This is a genomic window from Dorea sp., from assembly GCF_977044405.1.
Genome location: NZ_CDRRQK010000013.1, coordinates 67258 through 83818 on the forward strand (window position 1 = coordinate 67258; position 16561 = coordinate 83818).

A 16561-nucleotide genomic window follows, 5' to 3' on the forward strand; every position below is an offset into this window, starting at 1 on the left:
CTCTGTTTTTTATTTTCCAACCGACATTTTGCCGTCAATTTTTATATTTTTTTACTGTGTTTACTTTCTTCCCAATGCATGACATTTAAAACTGTGCATCATGCATCCACACATATCTCTCATCTTCACATCTGTCTGTCTGAAGCCATGGATTGCCATCGATGTGGCGGATCATCCAGCATGTGTACATCTGGAATCCAGGTGCCACTGCCTGTGGATGAAGCTCTCCACCAGGTATTGCAGAAAAACTGTTATCTACACTTTTGAATACCTGGTCTCCAACGAAGCTTGCTCCGAATCCTTCCGGTCTGTCAAACTTGAACAGATATGTCTCCGGCTGTGGATGTCTGTGTGGCAGATATCCGGACCAGTTACCTCTGTCATTTAATACTTCTCCAAGTACCATATTGGACTCTGGACAGATGTCATGATCGAAGATCGTATTTACACGGCGCTTTGCCACATTTCCGAACTTTCCGACGCTTGAGTATCCCCAAGGTGCATCGTCCGGTGAATATAATTTGCTTGCAAATGTCTTGTCATTGTGTGTGCACTGTACCAGAATCTCAGACTCTTCTTCTGCTTTCACGGTGATCTCTTTGCCGCCGCTTACATGCAGTGCCCATGGTCCTTCTGTAAATACATCTTTTCTGCTGACTGTTGCTTTTTTCTCTTCCCATGTATAGGTTACTTTTCCTGAAAGAAGAAGAACTGCAATCTCCTCTCCGTCTCTTTTGAATGTTCTGGAATATCCTGCTTTCATACTATATACACGGATATCCATCATCATTGCTTTATAATCATTGTCATAAGTGGTAAGAATCATCTCGCCATATTCATCAAATTTTGGATAACCAAATACCTTACTCACTGTCTTACGCCTCCTAAATCTATCTTGAATCCCATCTGTTTATATCCATTTTTCTATCTGATTTAACGCATCTGCGGATTGTCTGTATTTTCAGCTTCACAATCCGCCGCCATCTTATTTTTAGTAATCTCTTGCTTCTCTTCTGCCTTCCAGAACACCATCGCAAGCTTTTCTTACAGATTCCTTAGAAGAAGTCGTTGCAATTCCTACATTCCACCATGATTCGTATCCGTCTGTCATGGTCTTTGGAATAACCTTTAAGTCGAATAAGCAGGCTTTTTCCTGCTTCTTCGCATCTTCCAGTGCTACCTCTAATTCTGCGATCGTCTTACATGTGTATGTCTTAAGCCCGTATCCTTCACCGATCTTTGCATAGTCAACCGGGATCAGATCCCCACAAGGCTTCTTGCCGTCTGTGTAACGGAACTCTGTTGCGATACTTCCGATACCATGATTCATTTCCAGGTTGTTGATACATCCGAATCCACAGTTATCGAATACCAGAATATTGACTTTTTTTCTCTCCTGCATGATCGTCATAATCTCGCTGTGTAACATCTGGAAGCTGGAATCTCCGACCACGCAGTATACTTCATTATCCGGTTCTGCGAATTTTACGCCGAGTGTAGCTGCTACTTCATATCCCATGCAGGAATATCCGTATTCTGCATGATAGCCGCCGCGTTTGTCTGTTGTCCACATTCTCTGCATACAGCTTGGAAGGGAACCGCCGGCTGTAATGATCGTTGCGTCTTCATCGATCACTCTGCGGATGGCTGCAAGTGCTGCTGTCTGTGTGATCTTTCCGTTTGTCATCTTTACGAATTCCGGAATCGTTCTTGGATCTCTTGCCTTGATGATCGGCTCGAAATCATCTCCTGTATATTCAATGCCTGCCAGGCGGACCATTTCTTCGTCCCATACCTTCTTAGCTTCTTCGATCTCTCCGTTGTAGGCTGATACATAGCCACGTGCACGAAGTTTTCCTGCAAGTGCTTCTACTGTAACTTTTGCATCTCCGACTGCTTTTACTGCATCCATCTTGTAAGCGTGGAATCTGCAGTTGTTAATCGTCACGAATTTTACATCCGGATTCTTGAACAGTCTCTTGGAACTTGTTGTAAAGTCTGACATTCTTGATCCGATTGCAATCACTACATCTGCGTCCTTAGCGATAATATTGGAAGCATAGGTTCCTGTTACTCCGATACCGCCTAAGCAGTAAGGGTGACCGGACTTGCAGGCACTCTTTCCTGCCTGGCTTTCGCCAAATGGAATCTTGAATTCTTCGCAGAACTTTTCTACGGTCTCACCGGCTTCTGAGTAACGGACACCGCCACCTACGATCACGAGTGGCTTCTTAGCTTCTGCAATGATCTCTGCAAGATCTTCCAGTTCTTCTTCTACCGCTACAGGTCTTGTGATTCTATGTACACGTTTCTGGAAGAAATATTCCGGATAATCATAAGATTCTCCTTCTACGTCCTGGCAAAGAGCGATACAGCAGGCACCTGTCTCTGCAGGATCTGTCAGAACTCTCATGGCATTGATGAGTGCTGTCATGATCATCTCTGGTCTTGTGATGCGGTCCCAGTACTTGCACACTGGCTTGAATGCATCATTGGTTGTTGTTGCAAGGCTGTTGCTCTGCTCTAACTGCTGTAATACCGGATCCGGCTGTCTGGAAGCAAATGTATCTGCCGGGAACACCAGAAGTGGAATGTTATTCACCGTTGCTGTCGCGCAGGCTGTTACCATATTGGCTGCTCCAGGTCCTACAGATGAGGCACATGGAATGATTTTCTTTCTGTTACTCTGCTTTGCAAATGCGGTTGCCACGTGGCACATTCCCTGTTCGTTTCTTCCCTGAAGAACTCTTAACTGTCCAGGATTGGTATCCAGCGCTTCTCCAAGTCCTACTGCAATTCCGTGTCCGAAGATGGTGAAGAATCCTTCTACGAATTTTGTCTCTTCCCCGTCCATGGAAACGTACTGATTATCAAGAAATTTCACAATTGCCTGTGCAACTGTCATACGGATTGTCTTTGTCATCGTTCTCTTCCTCCTGCTGCTTTTTCTATACTCTTGCGATCATTTCGCCAAATTTTTCTTTTTCTTCTTTAATAAATGCATGTACTGCGTCCGGTCCCGGAAGGGAATCAGAACAGTTGTTGCTTCTTACCATCATGGATGCTTCTGCAGAACCAAATTCCAGGCAGTCGATTACTTCCCATCCCTGATATAATCCATATAAGAATCCGGAACCATATCCGTCTCCTCCGCCGAATCCCTTTCTTGCTTCTACCGGGAATGGCTTGATGCTGAACTTCTGTCCGTCACAGGTATATGCGGTAGATCCTTTCATTCCGTGCTTGATCACTACGATCTTAGCGTTGTATCCCTGCCATAAGCTTGCGCTTTCTTCATCTGTCATTCCTTCTTTGATAAGCTTCTCTGTCAGGTCGAATTCTTCTCTGGATCCCATGATGATGTCTGCTTCCTTTGCTACGATAGAGTAGTAAATGGAAATCTCATCTTTGTTCTTCCAGTTGTACTCTCTGTAGTCAATGTCGAAGATAACTTTTGTATCGTTCTTCTTTGCCAGCATCACTGCTTTGATCGCTGCTTCTCTGGAAGGACTTTCTGCAAGTGCTGTTCCTGAGATCAGGATTGCTTTGGACTGTTTGATGTATTCTTCATCGATGTCATCTACATGTAACTGAAGGTCTGCGATGCAGTTTCTGTACATCAGGATGTGGCTTTCTTTTTCTGAGAGCATCTCGGTAAATGTAAGTCCAAGCTTCTCGCCGTTTGTACATCTTGTGATGTGTGATGTGTCAATTCCCTGTTTGTCAAAATATTCTGTTACATAATCACCGAACTGATCATCGGATACTTTTCCGAGGAATCCTGCTTTTAATCCGTGTCTCGTAACACCTACTGCGATGTTCGCCGGAGATCCTCCAACGAATTTTTCAAATGTGTGTACATCCTTTAATGGTTTGAATTCTTCTTTTACCTGATCGTTGTAAGCCGGGTTGAAGTCGATTGCGACTCTTCCGAGAAGTATCAGGTCCATTGGTCTTGTCTGGTCAAATTCTACATATTTCATAATTTACATCCTCCTGGTTTTCTTTTTGCTCTTGCGTGCTTTATTGTTTTATTTGTGTGCTTTCTTGCGTGTTTCATTTGTTGACTGTATATTAGCACACACTTTTTGGATGTGCAATATGATTTTAGATTATTTTTTATTTCCCACATTGTTCACAATTTGCGTAGTGTGTTATTGTTATTTTTGCACAATCGCAGTTTGTATTGCACGCATTTTAGCACGCATTATTTGAATTCAGAAGGGAGTTTTGGGGGAGTGCCATGGGGGAGTGCCATGGGGACGTGAAAAAGTGGCTTTTTTAGTGTCCCAGAAGGATTTTATTTGTATATAAAAAGTGTTACATTAATTACTCATCCTGTTTATCAGGAATGTAATTAATGTAACACTTCTTTGAATTATATCTTTCAAAAGAGCCATAAGGGACACTAAAAAAGCCATTTTTCACGTCCCCGTGGATCCCCGTGGATCATTCGTTTTCTTTCTGCTCCACATAATCCAGGATCATCTTCACAGCTCCGTCCACGCCGGTCTTAGACACATTGACAACCATGTCATAATGCTTCGGATCGTCACGTTTCATACCTGTGAAACGTTCATAATATTCATTTCTCTGGATGTCGCGCAGTTTTAATTCATTTAATGTCTGACCCTTGTAGTATTCTTTTCCTTCTTTTTCGCGGTACGTATCATCTGCATATACGAAGAAGGAGTAGCTGTGCGGCTGACCGCCCAGTACGAAGTTAGCACAGCGTCCGAGGAAGACTCCCGGTGCCTGTTTGGCCAGTGCCTGGATGATCTTGGTCTGTTCTTCGAACATCCGCATATCGGTCACATCTTCGGCAACTCCCGCTGCCGGATATGCATATGGGGAAAATGCGAATGCTTCATTTTCATTATAGGAATCCAGATATTTTACAACTTTATCCATATCCTGAGATTCCATGCCTAGTTTTTCTGCCAGCAGGCAGATGATCTGTCTGTCGTATACACGGCATTTTAGCGCTTCGGCAAGACCTTCGGCGATCTTTCTTCCGCTTGCTCCGTAGAGACGTCCGATGGCAATGTTGATCTTGTTCTCACTCATTGCTGTCATGTTCGGGATCTCTTCTGCAGGTGCTTCCGCTTCACCGCCTTCTCTTGCGATCAGCTCTTTCATCATCTGGTCATACTGCTTATCCAGCTTATAGCATGCTGCCAGTAAGAACATAACTGCCCAGATTGCGATCGGTACATACAGATAGAAGACACTGATCGCACGGATTGCAGATGCAGGCTGTACTTCTTTTAATCCGTCAAATGCTGCCCATGAAAGAACGGCACCCATGATAGCGGATGTGAATCCGGATCCGGCTTTCTGTCCCATACTCATAGAAGAGAACATCAGTCCTTCGATACGGTATCCAGTCTTCCACTGGCCATATTCGATGGCATCACTTGGAAGCGAGTACTGTACTCCATAGAATGGAGCAATTCCAAATCCTCTCATGATACAGGTGAGCATTCCAAGGGATACGCTTGTTGCATTTAATAAGAAGATCAGCTGTCCGGCAATTCCCAAAAGACATCCGGCGCAGATGAGTTTTCTCTTTCCGTATTTCGGAAGAAGTTTTGGAATCATGGCGATTCCTACGATCGTCGCGATCTTTTCTGATGCAGATAATGGTGTCACAAGATTGACATTTCCTAATACGTACTGACAATAATACGTCAGATCGGTTCCAATGATGATCTGATATACGGTGTAGAATAACATCAGTCCCAGCGCAATCAGGAAATACCGGTTGGTTACGGTTGCTTTTAATGCTGTCCAGAACGGCACATCTTCTTCTTTACTTTTCTGTGCGGTCTGTACACGTTCCGTACAGGTCATATAAGTATTTACAAGTACGAATACGGAAATGACTGCGTACACTGCTGTCACTGTGATCCATGCAGCCTGTGTATTTCCGATCATGCCCGCCACGATGTTGATGAGCGGCAGGGTAAATGCTGTGATGATCATACTTGCGGTAATGGACAATACCATACGGATGTTACAAATGGTATCTCTCTGTCTTCTGTCACGGCTCATCAGTGATCCAAGTGCATGGAACGGCTGGCTGATTGCCGTATAGACTACCGTATTCATAATATTATAAGTGACAAATGCATAGACCACTTTTCCGATAGGACCAAGTCCCGGCATCGTAAATAACACGATTGCGGCAAGTGCATACGGCACTGCCAATCTTAAGATCCAGATCCTGGCTTTTCCATATTTGGAATGTGTCCTGTCAATGATGGTTCCCATAAGTACGTCCGAGAAACCATCGAATACACGGGAAATCAGCATGATCATTCCGACTGCTCCTGCCGATATTCCAACTACGTTCGTGTAAAAATAGATCAGAAGCGTTGAGGTCATGGTATACATCAACGTAAGTGCCGGGTCTCCGAAGCAGTATGCCAGCTTCTCCGACAAAGGCACGACGATGAATTCATCCATGTCCTTTCCCTTCTGCTTATAATTCAATACTTCCGCTACCGATTTCATATCGTATCCTCCAACTGTCAGGGGAGCTAAAGCTCCCCTTAACTATTCCAATAATTCTCTTTCGATCCGCTCTCTCGCCTCCGGCGCCTGTTTGTCCATCTTCTCAGGGAATCCGAACATCGATACACAGGCAATGTTATCCCCACCGGCTTTTGGTGCATCCGGTTTTAACTGTCTGTTAGCAAAATCCATTTCTCTTAAAGTCTCGAAGATTCCGTCAAAATCCACATCTCCTTCTCCCATAGCGAGATGCTGGTGTATGGTCACATCTGCTTTTCCTCTTCCATTTAACCATGGCGGATTGGCAATGTAACGGCAGTCCAGTGTCTGATTGTATGTATCTGCAAATAACACATGTGTCAGCTCGTCGCCTGCATATTTTAACATCGAGCGGACATCCCCTTTTCCTTCATCATAGAAGAATCCGTGTGGTGAAGAATATACGTATCCAAGATATGGCGAACGGAAAGATTTGACCATATCGCATGTCTCGTTATTCAGCTCACAGAAATCATATGGATGAGACTGGATCTCTACACGGATCTTATTCTTCTCAATGATTGGAAGCAGTTCTTCCATGGATTTAAACCACATGCCATTACAGATTTCCTGCTGGTTCGGATCTCCGGATAATTCTGTATTGATGACCGATACCCCCATATCTGCTGCAATCTCGATCATCCGTTTCCAGTTGGCAACTGCAAACTGACGCTGTTCTTCTGTCGGTCCTGACCAGCGGTATACAACGATGAATGACGATATCTCTACACCTGTCTCTTTCAATGCTTTTCTGTATTCCATCTCACATTCTTTGGAGAACAGTGGATGTTTGTAAAATGGATTGATTCTTGGATGTGGGGACTGTTCGATATATTTATAACCCCAGTCAGCCACCTGGTGAACCATCCAGTTGATATCCATAGACTGCTTTGCCAGTACATCTACATCAAATGCTATTTTCATAATGTTTTGCTCCTTTCATTTTCTTACAAACCGGTCTTTTCTGCAATATATTTTCTTGCCTTCATTGCATATTCGAGTGGATTGGCTTTTGCCGGATCCTGTTCTGCTTCTACCACTACCCAGCCTTCATAATCTGCTTCTTCTAAGATCTGAAAGATTGGTCCGAAATCTACATCCCCGTCACCTGGTACGGTAAATGTACCTTCTCTTACGCCCTTTAAGAAACTCCATTTTTCTTTTCTTGATTTCTCCACGACATCTTTTCTGAGATCTTTCAAATGTACATGGCGCACACGGTCTACATATTTTCTCAGCACTTTTTCAGGATCAATTCCTGCAAATGAGAGGTGTCCGCTGTCGAATAACAGGTATACCAGATCCGGATCAACCGACTCCATAAAGCGGTCGATCTCTTCTTCTGTCTGAACCACGGTTCCCATATGATGGTGGAATGTCAGTACCATTCCTTTGTCTTTTGCGATCTGTCCAAGTTTATTAAGACCTGTCACAAGCTTGTCCCATTCCTCATCGTTCATCACATATTTGCCTTCCTGGATTGGATGGTCGAGTTTTCCCTGAATGCTGTAGCTCTGCTCGGATACGCCGATGCATTTTGCTCCGACTTTTTTCAGAAAATCGCACTGTTCGATAAATGCGGCTTCTGTCTCTTCATATGGACGACTGATCAGGAATGAGGAGAACCACTGGTTACAGATGGTCATTCCTCTGAGATCCAGTGCTTTTTTCAATACTTCCGGGTCTGTTGGATAATGGCTTCCTACTTCTGATCCTGTGAATCCTGCAAGTGCCATCTCACTGACTGTCTGTTCAAATGTATTCTCTTTTCCAAGATCCGGCATATCATCATTGGTCCAGCCGATTGGTGCAATTCCTAAAGATACTTTTTCTTTATTTAACATATCTTAAATCCTCCTTCCGGCATCTTATTCGTTACTGTTCCATCAGTAACATTTCTATACCGGCTCTTTTTTTCTGATAACTTTTTAACATTTGTCTGTTTTTTACAATGGCTGCCGCTTTTTAACGCGGCAGCCGTAAGGTGAATATGTATTTCTACTGTTCCCACATTCACGTGGACAGCAGCATAATTGGAAATATAACTATGTAATCTTATGCTTATTATGCAAAATATTTTTCTACAAAATCTCTTGTCACTTCTGCAGCTTTCTTCACATTCTCATCGTGAGACATTGCATAATATTCCGGACGGAATTCTTCGATCGTGCATACGCCGTCGAATCCGATCTCTTTTAATGCCCCTGCGATTCCTGCATGGTCAACTACTCCCTCTCCAGGCCACAGTCTCTTGTCATCTCCGCATGATCCAAGTGGGAGATCTTCACAGTCATTCAGATGATAAGCAAAGATCTTATTGCCATCTGCTGCTTTTAAGTCTTCCAACTTTGAGCACATCTCATGGAAATGGAAGGTATCTACTGTGATTCCGACATTGTCTCTGTCAACAGCCTTTACAACATCGTATGCTGTTCCGAACTGGTTAATTGAACAGTTTGGTGCTCCACAGAACTCCAGGGAAATCTTGATGTCTTTTCCAACTTTATCTGAAAGATAACGGAGTCTTTCTACTGCTTCTTCTTTGATCTCTGATACAGATTTGTCCTTTACATCAAAGCTTGGTACTGTGATCAGCATCTTCATTCCGATTGCTTCACATACTTTAATGATAAAATCTGTCTCTTCGTCGATCTCTTTTACTCCAGCTTCGTCTCTCTGGTTGAAGAAGATCAGTGTATTGTAAGCCCATGGTTTCAGATGATGGTTCTTGAACCAGTCAGCGAGTTCTTCTAATGTATGTTCTTTCAGGTAATCTTTTACGCAGTCAAAACGGATCTCGATATAATCAAATCCATATTTTTCACATGCTTCCAGGTCTGCCATCAGTGACTGTCCCTTGCATTCCAGAGCTGTTGCTTCGTTAAATCCGATTTTCATTTTCTATATCCTCCTGTCTCTTACGACTTTTCATTTTCTTTTCATGGTATCGCTTTTGCAATCCATGCTATTATCTGATTCCTATATTTTTGTAGTCAGTCATCTATTCTCTATCTTCTAAATAAATTTGTCTATGTTCCTGACTTTTTATGTGCACGTGTACGCATTCTTCAAAAAAATATATTTCTTATAATTTTATTTATAGAATTCAGGTTTCTCAACTGTTACAACTTTTTCGATATTTCCTGTCTCCTGAGCTTTTACCAGCGCATCTGCTGTAACTGCTGCAAGATATCCGTCCCATGTTGTAGGTCCTTCAATCACACCTTTTTCTGCACAGTCAACCCAGTTCTGGATCTCTGCGTCGTATGCATCTTTGAATAATACGAAGCAGTCTGTTGTAATTTCCGTAGAGCACTGTGCGTTCTTTCTGATAGAAGGTGCCATTGGAGTTCCCATCTTAAGTGCGCCGTCTTCGCATACAACTTCACAGTTGATATCATAACCGAACTTGCAGTTTACGAAGCATTCTACGTCGATGCAGATACCACTCTTTGTACGCATCAGCATGATCTGTGGATCCTTCAGTTCTGAGTGAGAATATTTTGTAACCTTTGGCATGATAACCTGTACGCTTTCATAATCATCATTTACCAGCCAGTGGCAGAGATCGATCTCATGGATGACTGTGTCATGTACTGCCATTGGTGTGTTGTAGTTGGTTCCAACTTCCGGATTACGGTGTGTGCAGTGCATCATCAACGGTTCTCCGTATTCTCCTGTTGCAATCGCATCTTTGATCTGGTTGTATCCTTTGTGATAACGTCTCATGAATCCCAGCTGGATCAGATGTTTTCCTGCTGCTTCTTCAGCTTCCATAACTTTCTTGCAGTCATCGGCTGTTGTACAAAGCGGTTTCTCACAGAAGACTCTTTTTCCAACTTTGATTGCCTCTAACAGGTCATCTACATGTGCGAATCCAGGTGATACGATCAGTACTGCATCTACTTCAGGATCATTGATCAGGTCTTTGCCGTTTGTGTATACTTTTGCGCCGCCTGCGATCTCGGCTGCTTTCTTAGCGCCTTCTTCGAATACATCAGATACTGCAACTACCTGCGCTCCCTGTGTTCTCTCTGTGATTCTCTTGATATGATCTCTTCCCATTCCGCCACATCCGATTACTCCTACGTTTAACATAATTTTTTTCCACCTTTCTTTTCATTTCGTGATTCTGAACTTTCTACTTCAGATCGTTGTTTTTGATTTTGAGTTTTTGTTTGCTTGTTTGTTTTTTAGTTTTGAGTTTTTGTTTGCTTCTTACTTTTTGTTTCTTATTTCGTCCAGTAGTTCTCTTTTATCCTAAACTTTTTACTGAACCTTTTTACTGCCGGCTTTTGTTTTTCTTGTTCTTTTGCTTTTCTGTATTTCCTTGTCTGTACCTGTATCTTATCATTGCGTGCACGTGAACGCAATATCCAAAATAGCTAAATTAAAGCCAGAATTTTTATGAAGAATCACAAATTGATAAAGATTAAACAAGAAAAATGTGCAAAGTGCTGTTCCGGCTTTCGTCTGATTCTGCACTCTGCACATTATTTTTGTTAATTTTCTCCAATCAGGTCTGGTTTTATTGTCTTATATCAAACTTGTAATTGATTATAAATGAGTTTTTGTTTATACTTTGAAGTGAATACGATTGTTATTCGTACATCCATTTTGTGCGAACTAAATCGTTATTCTTATTTGTCATAAAATTGCCTTTCCGCAATAGTGCCTGAACAACTCTATTATCACGGAAAGGCGATTTTTAGTATAACGTTTCATCCTTTTACGCTCATATTATATTTACAAATTGTATTTTGTCTTAATCACAATCTCTGTATACTGATACTCTTCTTCCGGCTCTTTTCCGTCAAATAATTTGTCAAATAAAATCATCACCGGAGAATACCCCTGTACATATGCATTCTGTCCAAGCAGGAACTGGATCAGTCCACGCCTTAATTCCTGTTCATTCCGGGTTGTCAGGTCATTGGAGATGACTTTTACTTTCCCTACCAGGCTCTTGTTCTTCAATACCTTGCATACACCCTCCGTACCAGAAGCTGCCAGATATACACCACGCAGATCTGAATGCAGCTTTAACATTTCCTCCGTGATTTTTCCGGCAATCTTACTGTCATCATAAGCATACTGGATATCCAGAACCTCTACATCCTTCCGGACTGCATTAAGTTCACTGATGAATCCCTTGCTCCTGTTCCTGTGCGACTGATTAGACGGATATCCCGAGATTACCTGCACTTTCGCTCCCTTAGGAAGGATTTCTGCCATCAATCCTGCTGCCACCTTACCACTCTGCAGCGCATTCTGCCCTACAAAACAGAGTCTGTCGGAATCTTCCAAATCAGAGTTGAAGGTCACAACCGGTATTCCTTCTTCTACAAATTCATGAATGAGCTTCTTCAATTCTTCATCTTCTACCGGAACCATTGCAATCCCCTTACATCCGGACGCACGCATTTTTTTCATTGTGTCCATAACCTTCACGGAATCAATCCCGTTCAGTTTTTTCACCATGACTTCGATTCCCATACGTTCAACTTCTACTTTGGCATCTTCAATTCCGTTCAACACTTTCTTCATAAATGGCGTATCTGCCGACTGTAATATCACACCGATCCGCACGTACTGCTTTGCCATGGCAAGTGCCCTTCCTGCACGGTTCGGCTGGTAGCCCATCTCTTCTGCTATCTTTTTTATCTTTTCCGCCACTTCCGGTTTGATCCTTCCACGGTCATTCAGTGCCCGGTCTACTGTTCCTCTGGACACTCCGGCAGCTTCGGCAATTTGCTGTAATGTCACTCCCATAACTTGTTCCTCCGCTTTTTGCGTTTGCGTGCACGCTTTTTTCTCATTATATCATCTGACGGATATTAAGCAAGTAATTTTATTCAAAAACAATAATTTTGAATTCCGGCTCGGATTGTTGTATTTTATTTTGTCCTGTTTATATCTTCTTTTACTTTTTTATTAATATTATTTATAGTTCCATTTTTCGGCTCCTTTATTTATATCTACTAAAAAGAAAAATCCCTGAAAAACCTTGTAATTCAAGATTTTCCAAGGATATGAAAATTATTCAATCTCTTTCTTCTCCTGCAATACATTTTCTCCCATATATGTATCACATTCTTTTTTCTCAGTCACTGCCTGATACAGCCAGTTCCCTCCATACTCACAGGCAAGTCCTAAGAATGCTCCGATCACCAGCGATATCGCCAGCACACTCCAGTTCCCATCCGCTGCGAATGTTGTAAAACATCCCATGAATGTTCCCGGGCAGAAATCAAACCACTCGGATTTTGCAATGATGCACATCACAAATGTAATGATCCCGCACCAGATTCCAAGGTTGCCGAACACCGGACTAAACTTACTCAGTGTAATGATCGTCATCCCACATACGACACCTGCAAGATTTGTAACAACGGTCTTTTTCACCCCACTCATGCCATGTTTGCCACAGGCAAAGTAGGTAGTGCATCCTGCAAATCCGGCCCAGCCGATCAGTCCGGCGATTCCTGCAAGATAAGACCAGATACCACAGAGGACTGCTGTTACAATGCCTAATGCACACAAAGAACTCATATCTTAGTATCCTGCACCGTTATCTGTATTTTTCATGATCTTTACCAGACGGCTTGTTCCAAGTCTGTCTGCTCCAAGGCTCATGAATTTCTCAGCGTCGTCGAATGAGCTGATTCCGCCTGCCGCTTTTACCTTCACACCTTCTCCAACATGATCATGCATCAGTTTTACATCTTCGAATGTTGCTCCGGCTGTGGAGAATCCTGTAGAAGTCTTAATGAATTCTGCTCCGGCTTTTGTTACGATCTCACACATTTTGATCTTCTCTTCTTCTGTCAGAAGGCAGGTCTCGATGATGACTTTTAAGATCTTTCCATCGCATGCTTCATGGATCTGGCGAATTTCTTCTTCTACTTCATCGTATCTTCCGTCTTTTAAGAATCCGATGTTAATTACCATGTCAATCTCAGATGCTCCGTTAGCGATTGCATCTTTTGTCTCGAATACTTTTGTTGCGGTTGTGCTGTATCCGTTCGGGAATCCGATAACTGTACAGATCGGAAGTTTTCCCTCTACATATTCAGCTGCCTGTTTTACGTATGCAGCCGGGATGCATGCAGAAGCTGTTTCGTATTTGATTCCGTCATCAAGAATTGTCTTGATGTCTTCCCATGTAGCTGTCTGTGTTAATAATGTGTGGTCAACAATTTTTAAAACTTCACTTGTATTCATAATCTCTTGCCTTTCTTTTTTCATACATTGCTTTATGACTACAGCCATCGGAAAATACATTTCCGCAATGGTTGTAATCATAAATATTCATTCGTTGTGATAGGTTTATTAATTTTCAGTTTGTCTGATCCGTTTGTTTCATTCAGCTTGTTTAGTTCAACTTTTTTAGTTCAACTTGTCCAGGATCGAATGTCCGATCGTTCCTTCCGGCATCCCAACACCGAAGTTGTCTGCGATTGTTGCTCCGATAATGGCAAATGTGTCTGCTTCCTCAAGTTCTCCTGCTTCTTTCATAGACGGAGAATACGCAAGGATCGGCACCTTTTCTCTTGTGTGGTCGGTTCCGGTATGTGTCGGATCATTTCCATGATCAGCGGTAATGATCAGAAGGTCGTCTTCCTTCAGTTCACCTAATAATTCGCCAAGTTTGACATCAAACTTTTCAAGCTCCTGTGCATATCCTTTGACATCTCTTCTGTGTCCCCACAGAGCATCAAAGTCTACCAGATTGACAAAGCAGAATCCTTCAAAATCTCTCTTTGCGATCTCGATCGTCTGCTCCATTCCGTGTACGGAACTCTTGGATTTATTTGACTCTGTAATTCCCTCTCCATCGAAAATATCGAAGATTTTACCAACAGAAATGACATCCAGACCAAATGTCTCTTCATTTCCACAGATCTGAAGTACAGAGTCTGCCGATGTGTAGACGATCATATGGCCGGTTGCGATTTCTTCTTCTGCCAGTTCGTCCAGAATCTCAGTTCCGCTGGCACTCTTATTTCCAATGATCGTACGGCCGGTTCTCTCAGACAGTTCATCGATCAATTCCTTTGGAAATCCTGTCTCTGTAAATGTCTTGAACGGAGTGGTAATATGAAGTCCCATCATCTCCCAGTGTCCGGTCATTGTGTCTTTTCCGTTACTTGCTTCTCTTAATTTTCCATAATAAGCCAGTGGCTTTTCTGCTGGTTCAATTCCGGAAAGGTTTTTCAGACTCGCCATTCCAAGCTTCTGCAGGTTTGGAATCTTAAGTTCATCTACATTTGCCGCAATATGTCCCAGGGTATCTGTCCCTGCATCACCATAAGAAGCGGCGTCCGGCATTTCGCCGGCGCCGAGTGAATCTATGACTACGGTAAATATTCTTTTATATTTCTTTTCGTTCATATTATACACCTTCTTAATTCTTGTATGTCAAATATCTGGAACAGAAACGTATTTGCATTCCTGTTCCAGAATTCTCTATCTGCTTTCATTATACATTTTCAATTATTCTTAATCTCAGCCTTAACATTAATCTTATAATTGATCTCATATCTTATATATTAGAACAGAGTGATCAGTCCTACGATCATTGCACTTAAGATACTTACAAATACACCACCAAGCATTGCTCTGAATACCAGTCTTGAAAGAGTGCTCTTCTTTTCCGGACAGAGTACTGCAATACCGGATACACAGATACCAAGGCTTGAAAGGTTTGCGAATCCACACAGGGAGATTGAGCATACAATTCCTGTTCTGTAGTCTAATGTTGATAAGATTTTTCCCAGATCCTGGAAAGCAACGAACTCATTTACGATCAGTTTGTTTCCAAGGAATGCGCCTTCCATCAGTACCTGATTGGTATCAAGTCCCATCAGGAAACCAAACGGTGCGAATACATAGGAGAAAATCTGCTCCAGGCTGATTCCGGCAAATCCAAGAATCATGTTGATCACTGCAACGATACCGATGATACCTACCAGAGATGCAGCAATAGCGATTACCATCTGCATACCTGTTCCGACACCTTCTGCGATCGCGTCGATCACGTTGGCGTTATCATATGAATGCTAAGAATTCCTTTGAATATTCAACTATACGCGCACTTTATACTTATTGACACGCCGAATAACGAAAGCGGAACAGAATAGTGTAAATACGCCATTTTAATCTTATTCCCCTTCTATTTCTATATTTTTAGTATACAGGAGTAAATGAATTTATGGAAAACAAAGTAGACAAGTCTAAAGTAAAGAAATTGAAACATGTAAAAATATATGATGAATTATATGAATTGATCCAAAACGGAACCTACGAACCTGGTTCCCAGCTTCCATCAGAGACAACACTTTCTACAACTATGAATGTCAGCCGTATGACACTGCGTAAAGCTCTTACTTTATTAAGAGAAGACGGACTGATCAAAGATGTACAAGGTGTCGGACATTTCGTACGTACACCAAAGCCGGCCAGAACCAAGGGGCCTAAATCCGCAAAATCCGGGACTTCTTCAGGTTCTGCAAATCCAGATACAGATGCCGTCAGTGAACCATCGGATTCTGATGTATCAATACAGCATCCCATCTACGACTACTGCCAGGAGGAACTCGACAGCGTAGAATTGGAATTTCGGATCGAGCCTCCATCAAAATCTATTCTAGACAACTTCGAGCATTATACCGCCGCCGTTGTCATTGTAGACCGCTGGTACAAACACGAAGGACATACCGTTGCATATTCCCTGAGTTTTATGCCAATTGAGTTAGTCGGACGACTGCATATTGATCTGAACAGTACGGATGCTTTATTGGAATTTCTAGAACATGAGTGCTATCAGCCTGGCCACCACTGCAGCCGTAGTATTACATATTCTACGGCCGGTAATTTTTCTGCGAAGAATTATAAGCTTTCCAGTCATGATTCTTTTTTACTTACGCAGGAAAATGTGTGTGATGAGGATGATGAGATTTTGGTGGTTAGTAAGCATTATATACCGGCGGAATTATTCGAATTA

At 42.4% G+C, this 16561-nt stretch carries 14 protein-coding genes; 1 reads left to right on the forward strand and 13 read right to left on the reverse strand.

The annotated features are described in order from the left end of the window. Window positions 1-85 precede the first annotated feature (85 nt). The 13 genes from ACWJAF_RS07655 to ACWJAF_RS07715 all read right to left on the reverse strand — a co-directional run bounded on the left by ACWJAF_RS07655 (window position 86) and on the right by ACWJAF_RS07715 (window position 15596). Window positions 86-871: a 5-deoxy-glucuronate isomerase gene (locus ACWJAF_RS07655; protein WP_448863110.1), complete on the reverse strand. Its 786-nt coding sequence runs from the start codon at window positions 869-871 to the stop codon at window positions 86-88. A gap of 120 nt (window positions 872-991) precedes the next feature. Next, a complete protein-coding gene (gene iolD, locus ACWJAF_RS07660; protein WP_448863111.1) occupies window positions 992-2923 on the reverse strand; it encodes a 3D-(3,5/4)-trihydroxycyclohexane-1,2-dione acylhydrolase (decyclizing) in 1932 nt (643 codons plus the stop codon). Between the two features lie 25 nt (window positions 2924-2948). After that, window positions 2949-3983: a 5-dehydro-2-deoxygluconokinase gene (gene iolC / locus ACWJAF_RS07665; RefSeq protein ID WP_296033736.1), complete on the reverse strand. Its 1035-nt coding sequence runs from the start codon at window positions 3981-3983 to the stop codon at window positions 2949-2951. A gap of 466 nt (window positions 3984-4449) precedes the next feature. Beyond that, window positions 4450-6516 (reverse strand): glycoside-pentoside-hexuronide (GPH):cation symporter, encoded by a 2067-nt coding sequence (locus ACWJAF_RS07670; RefSeq protein ID WP_448863112.1) that lies wholly within the window; start codon window positions 6514-6516, stop codon window positions 4450-4452. Window positions 6517-6558: 42 nt separating this feature from the next. Next, window positions 6559-7479 carry a sugar phosphate isomerase/epimerase family protein gene (locus ACWJAF_RS07675; RefSeq protein ID WP_448863113.1) on the reverse strand — a complete coding sequence of 307 codons (921 nt, stop codon included), beginning with the start codon at window positions 7477-7479 and terminating at the stop codon, window positions 6559-6561. Between the two features lie 23 nt (window positions 7480-7502). Then, complete coding sequence (gene iolE / locus ACWJAF_RS07680; protein ID WP_448863114.1) at window positions 7503-8399, reverse strand: myo-inosose-2 dehydratase; 897 nt, start codon at window positions 8397-8399, stop codon at window positions 7503-7505. 220 nt (window positions 8400-8619) lie between these two features. Further along, entirely contained in the window at window positions 8620-9453 is an 834-nt protein-coding gene (locus ACWJAF_RS07685) for a sugar phosphate isomerase/epimerase family protein (protein WP_448863115.1), read from the reverse strand. A gap of 195 nt (window positions 9454-9648) precedes the next feature. Continuing rightward, window positions 9649-10653 carry a Gfo/Idh/MocA family protein gene (locus ACWJAF_RS07690; RefSeq protein ID WP_022415958.1) on the reverse strand — a complete coding sequence of 335 codons (1005 nt, stop codon included), beginning with the start codon at window positions 10651-10653 and terminating at the stop codon, window positions 9649-9651. 648 nt (window positions 10654-11301) lie between these two features. Beyond that, the gene (locus ACWJAF_RS07695) at window positions 11302-12327 is read right to left on the reverse strand and encodes a LacI family DNA-binding transcriptional regulator (RefSeq protein ID WP_448863116.1); all 1026 of its coding nucleotides are present in this window, start codon (window positions 12325-12327) and stop codon (window positions 11302-11304) included. Between the two features lie 267 nt (window positions 12328-12594). Further along, window positions 12595-13107, reverse strand: coding sequence for a DUF1097 domain-containing protein (locus tag ACWJAF_RS07700; protein ID WP_448863117.1), 513 nt, complete (start codon window positions 13105-13107; stop codon window positions 12595-12597). A gap of 3 nt (window positions 13108-13110) precedes the next feature. Continuing rightward, a complete protein-coding gene (gene deoC / locus ACWJAF_RS07705; protein WP_055182102.1) occupies window positions 13111-13779 on the reverse strand; it encodes a deoxyribose-phosphate aldolase in 669 nt (222 codons plus the stop codon). A gap of 165 nt (window positions 13780-13944) precedes the next feature. Continuing rightward, window positions 13945-14949, reverse strand: coding sequence for a phosphopentomutase (locus ACWJAF_RS07710; RefSeq protein ID WP_448863118.1), 1005 nt, complete (start codon window positions 14947-14949; stop codon window positions 13945-13947). A 158-nt stretch (window positions 14950-15107) separates the two neighbouring features. After that, window positions 15108-15596 carry a nucleoside transporter C-terminal domain-containing protein gene (locus ACWJAF_RS07715; protein ID WP_448863119.1) on the reverse strand — a complete coding sequence of 163 codons (489 nt, stop codon included), beginning with the start codon at window positions 15594-15596 and terminating at the stop codon, window positions 15108-15110. A 173-nt stretch (window positions 15597-15769) separates the two neighbouring features. Here ACWJAF_RS07715 and ACWJAF_RS07720 point away from each other — a divergent pair. After that, window positions 15770-16561: GntR family transcriptional regulator (locus ACWJAF_RS07720; protein WP_448863120.1), on the forward strand; the 792-nt coding region annotated here is incomplete at its 3' end.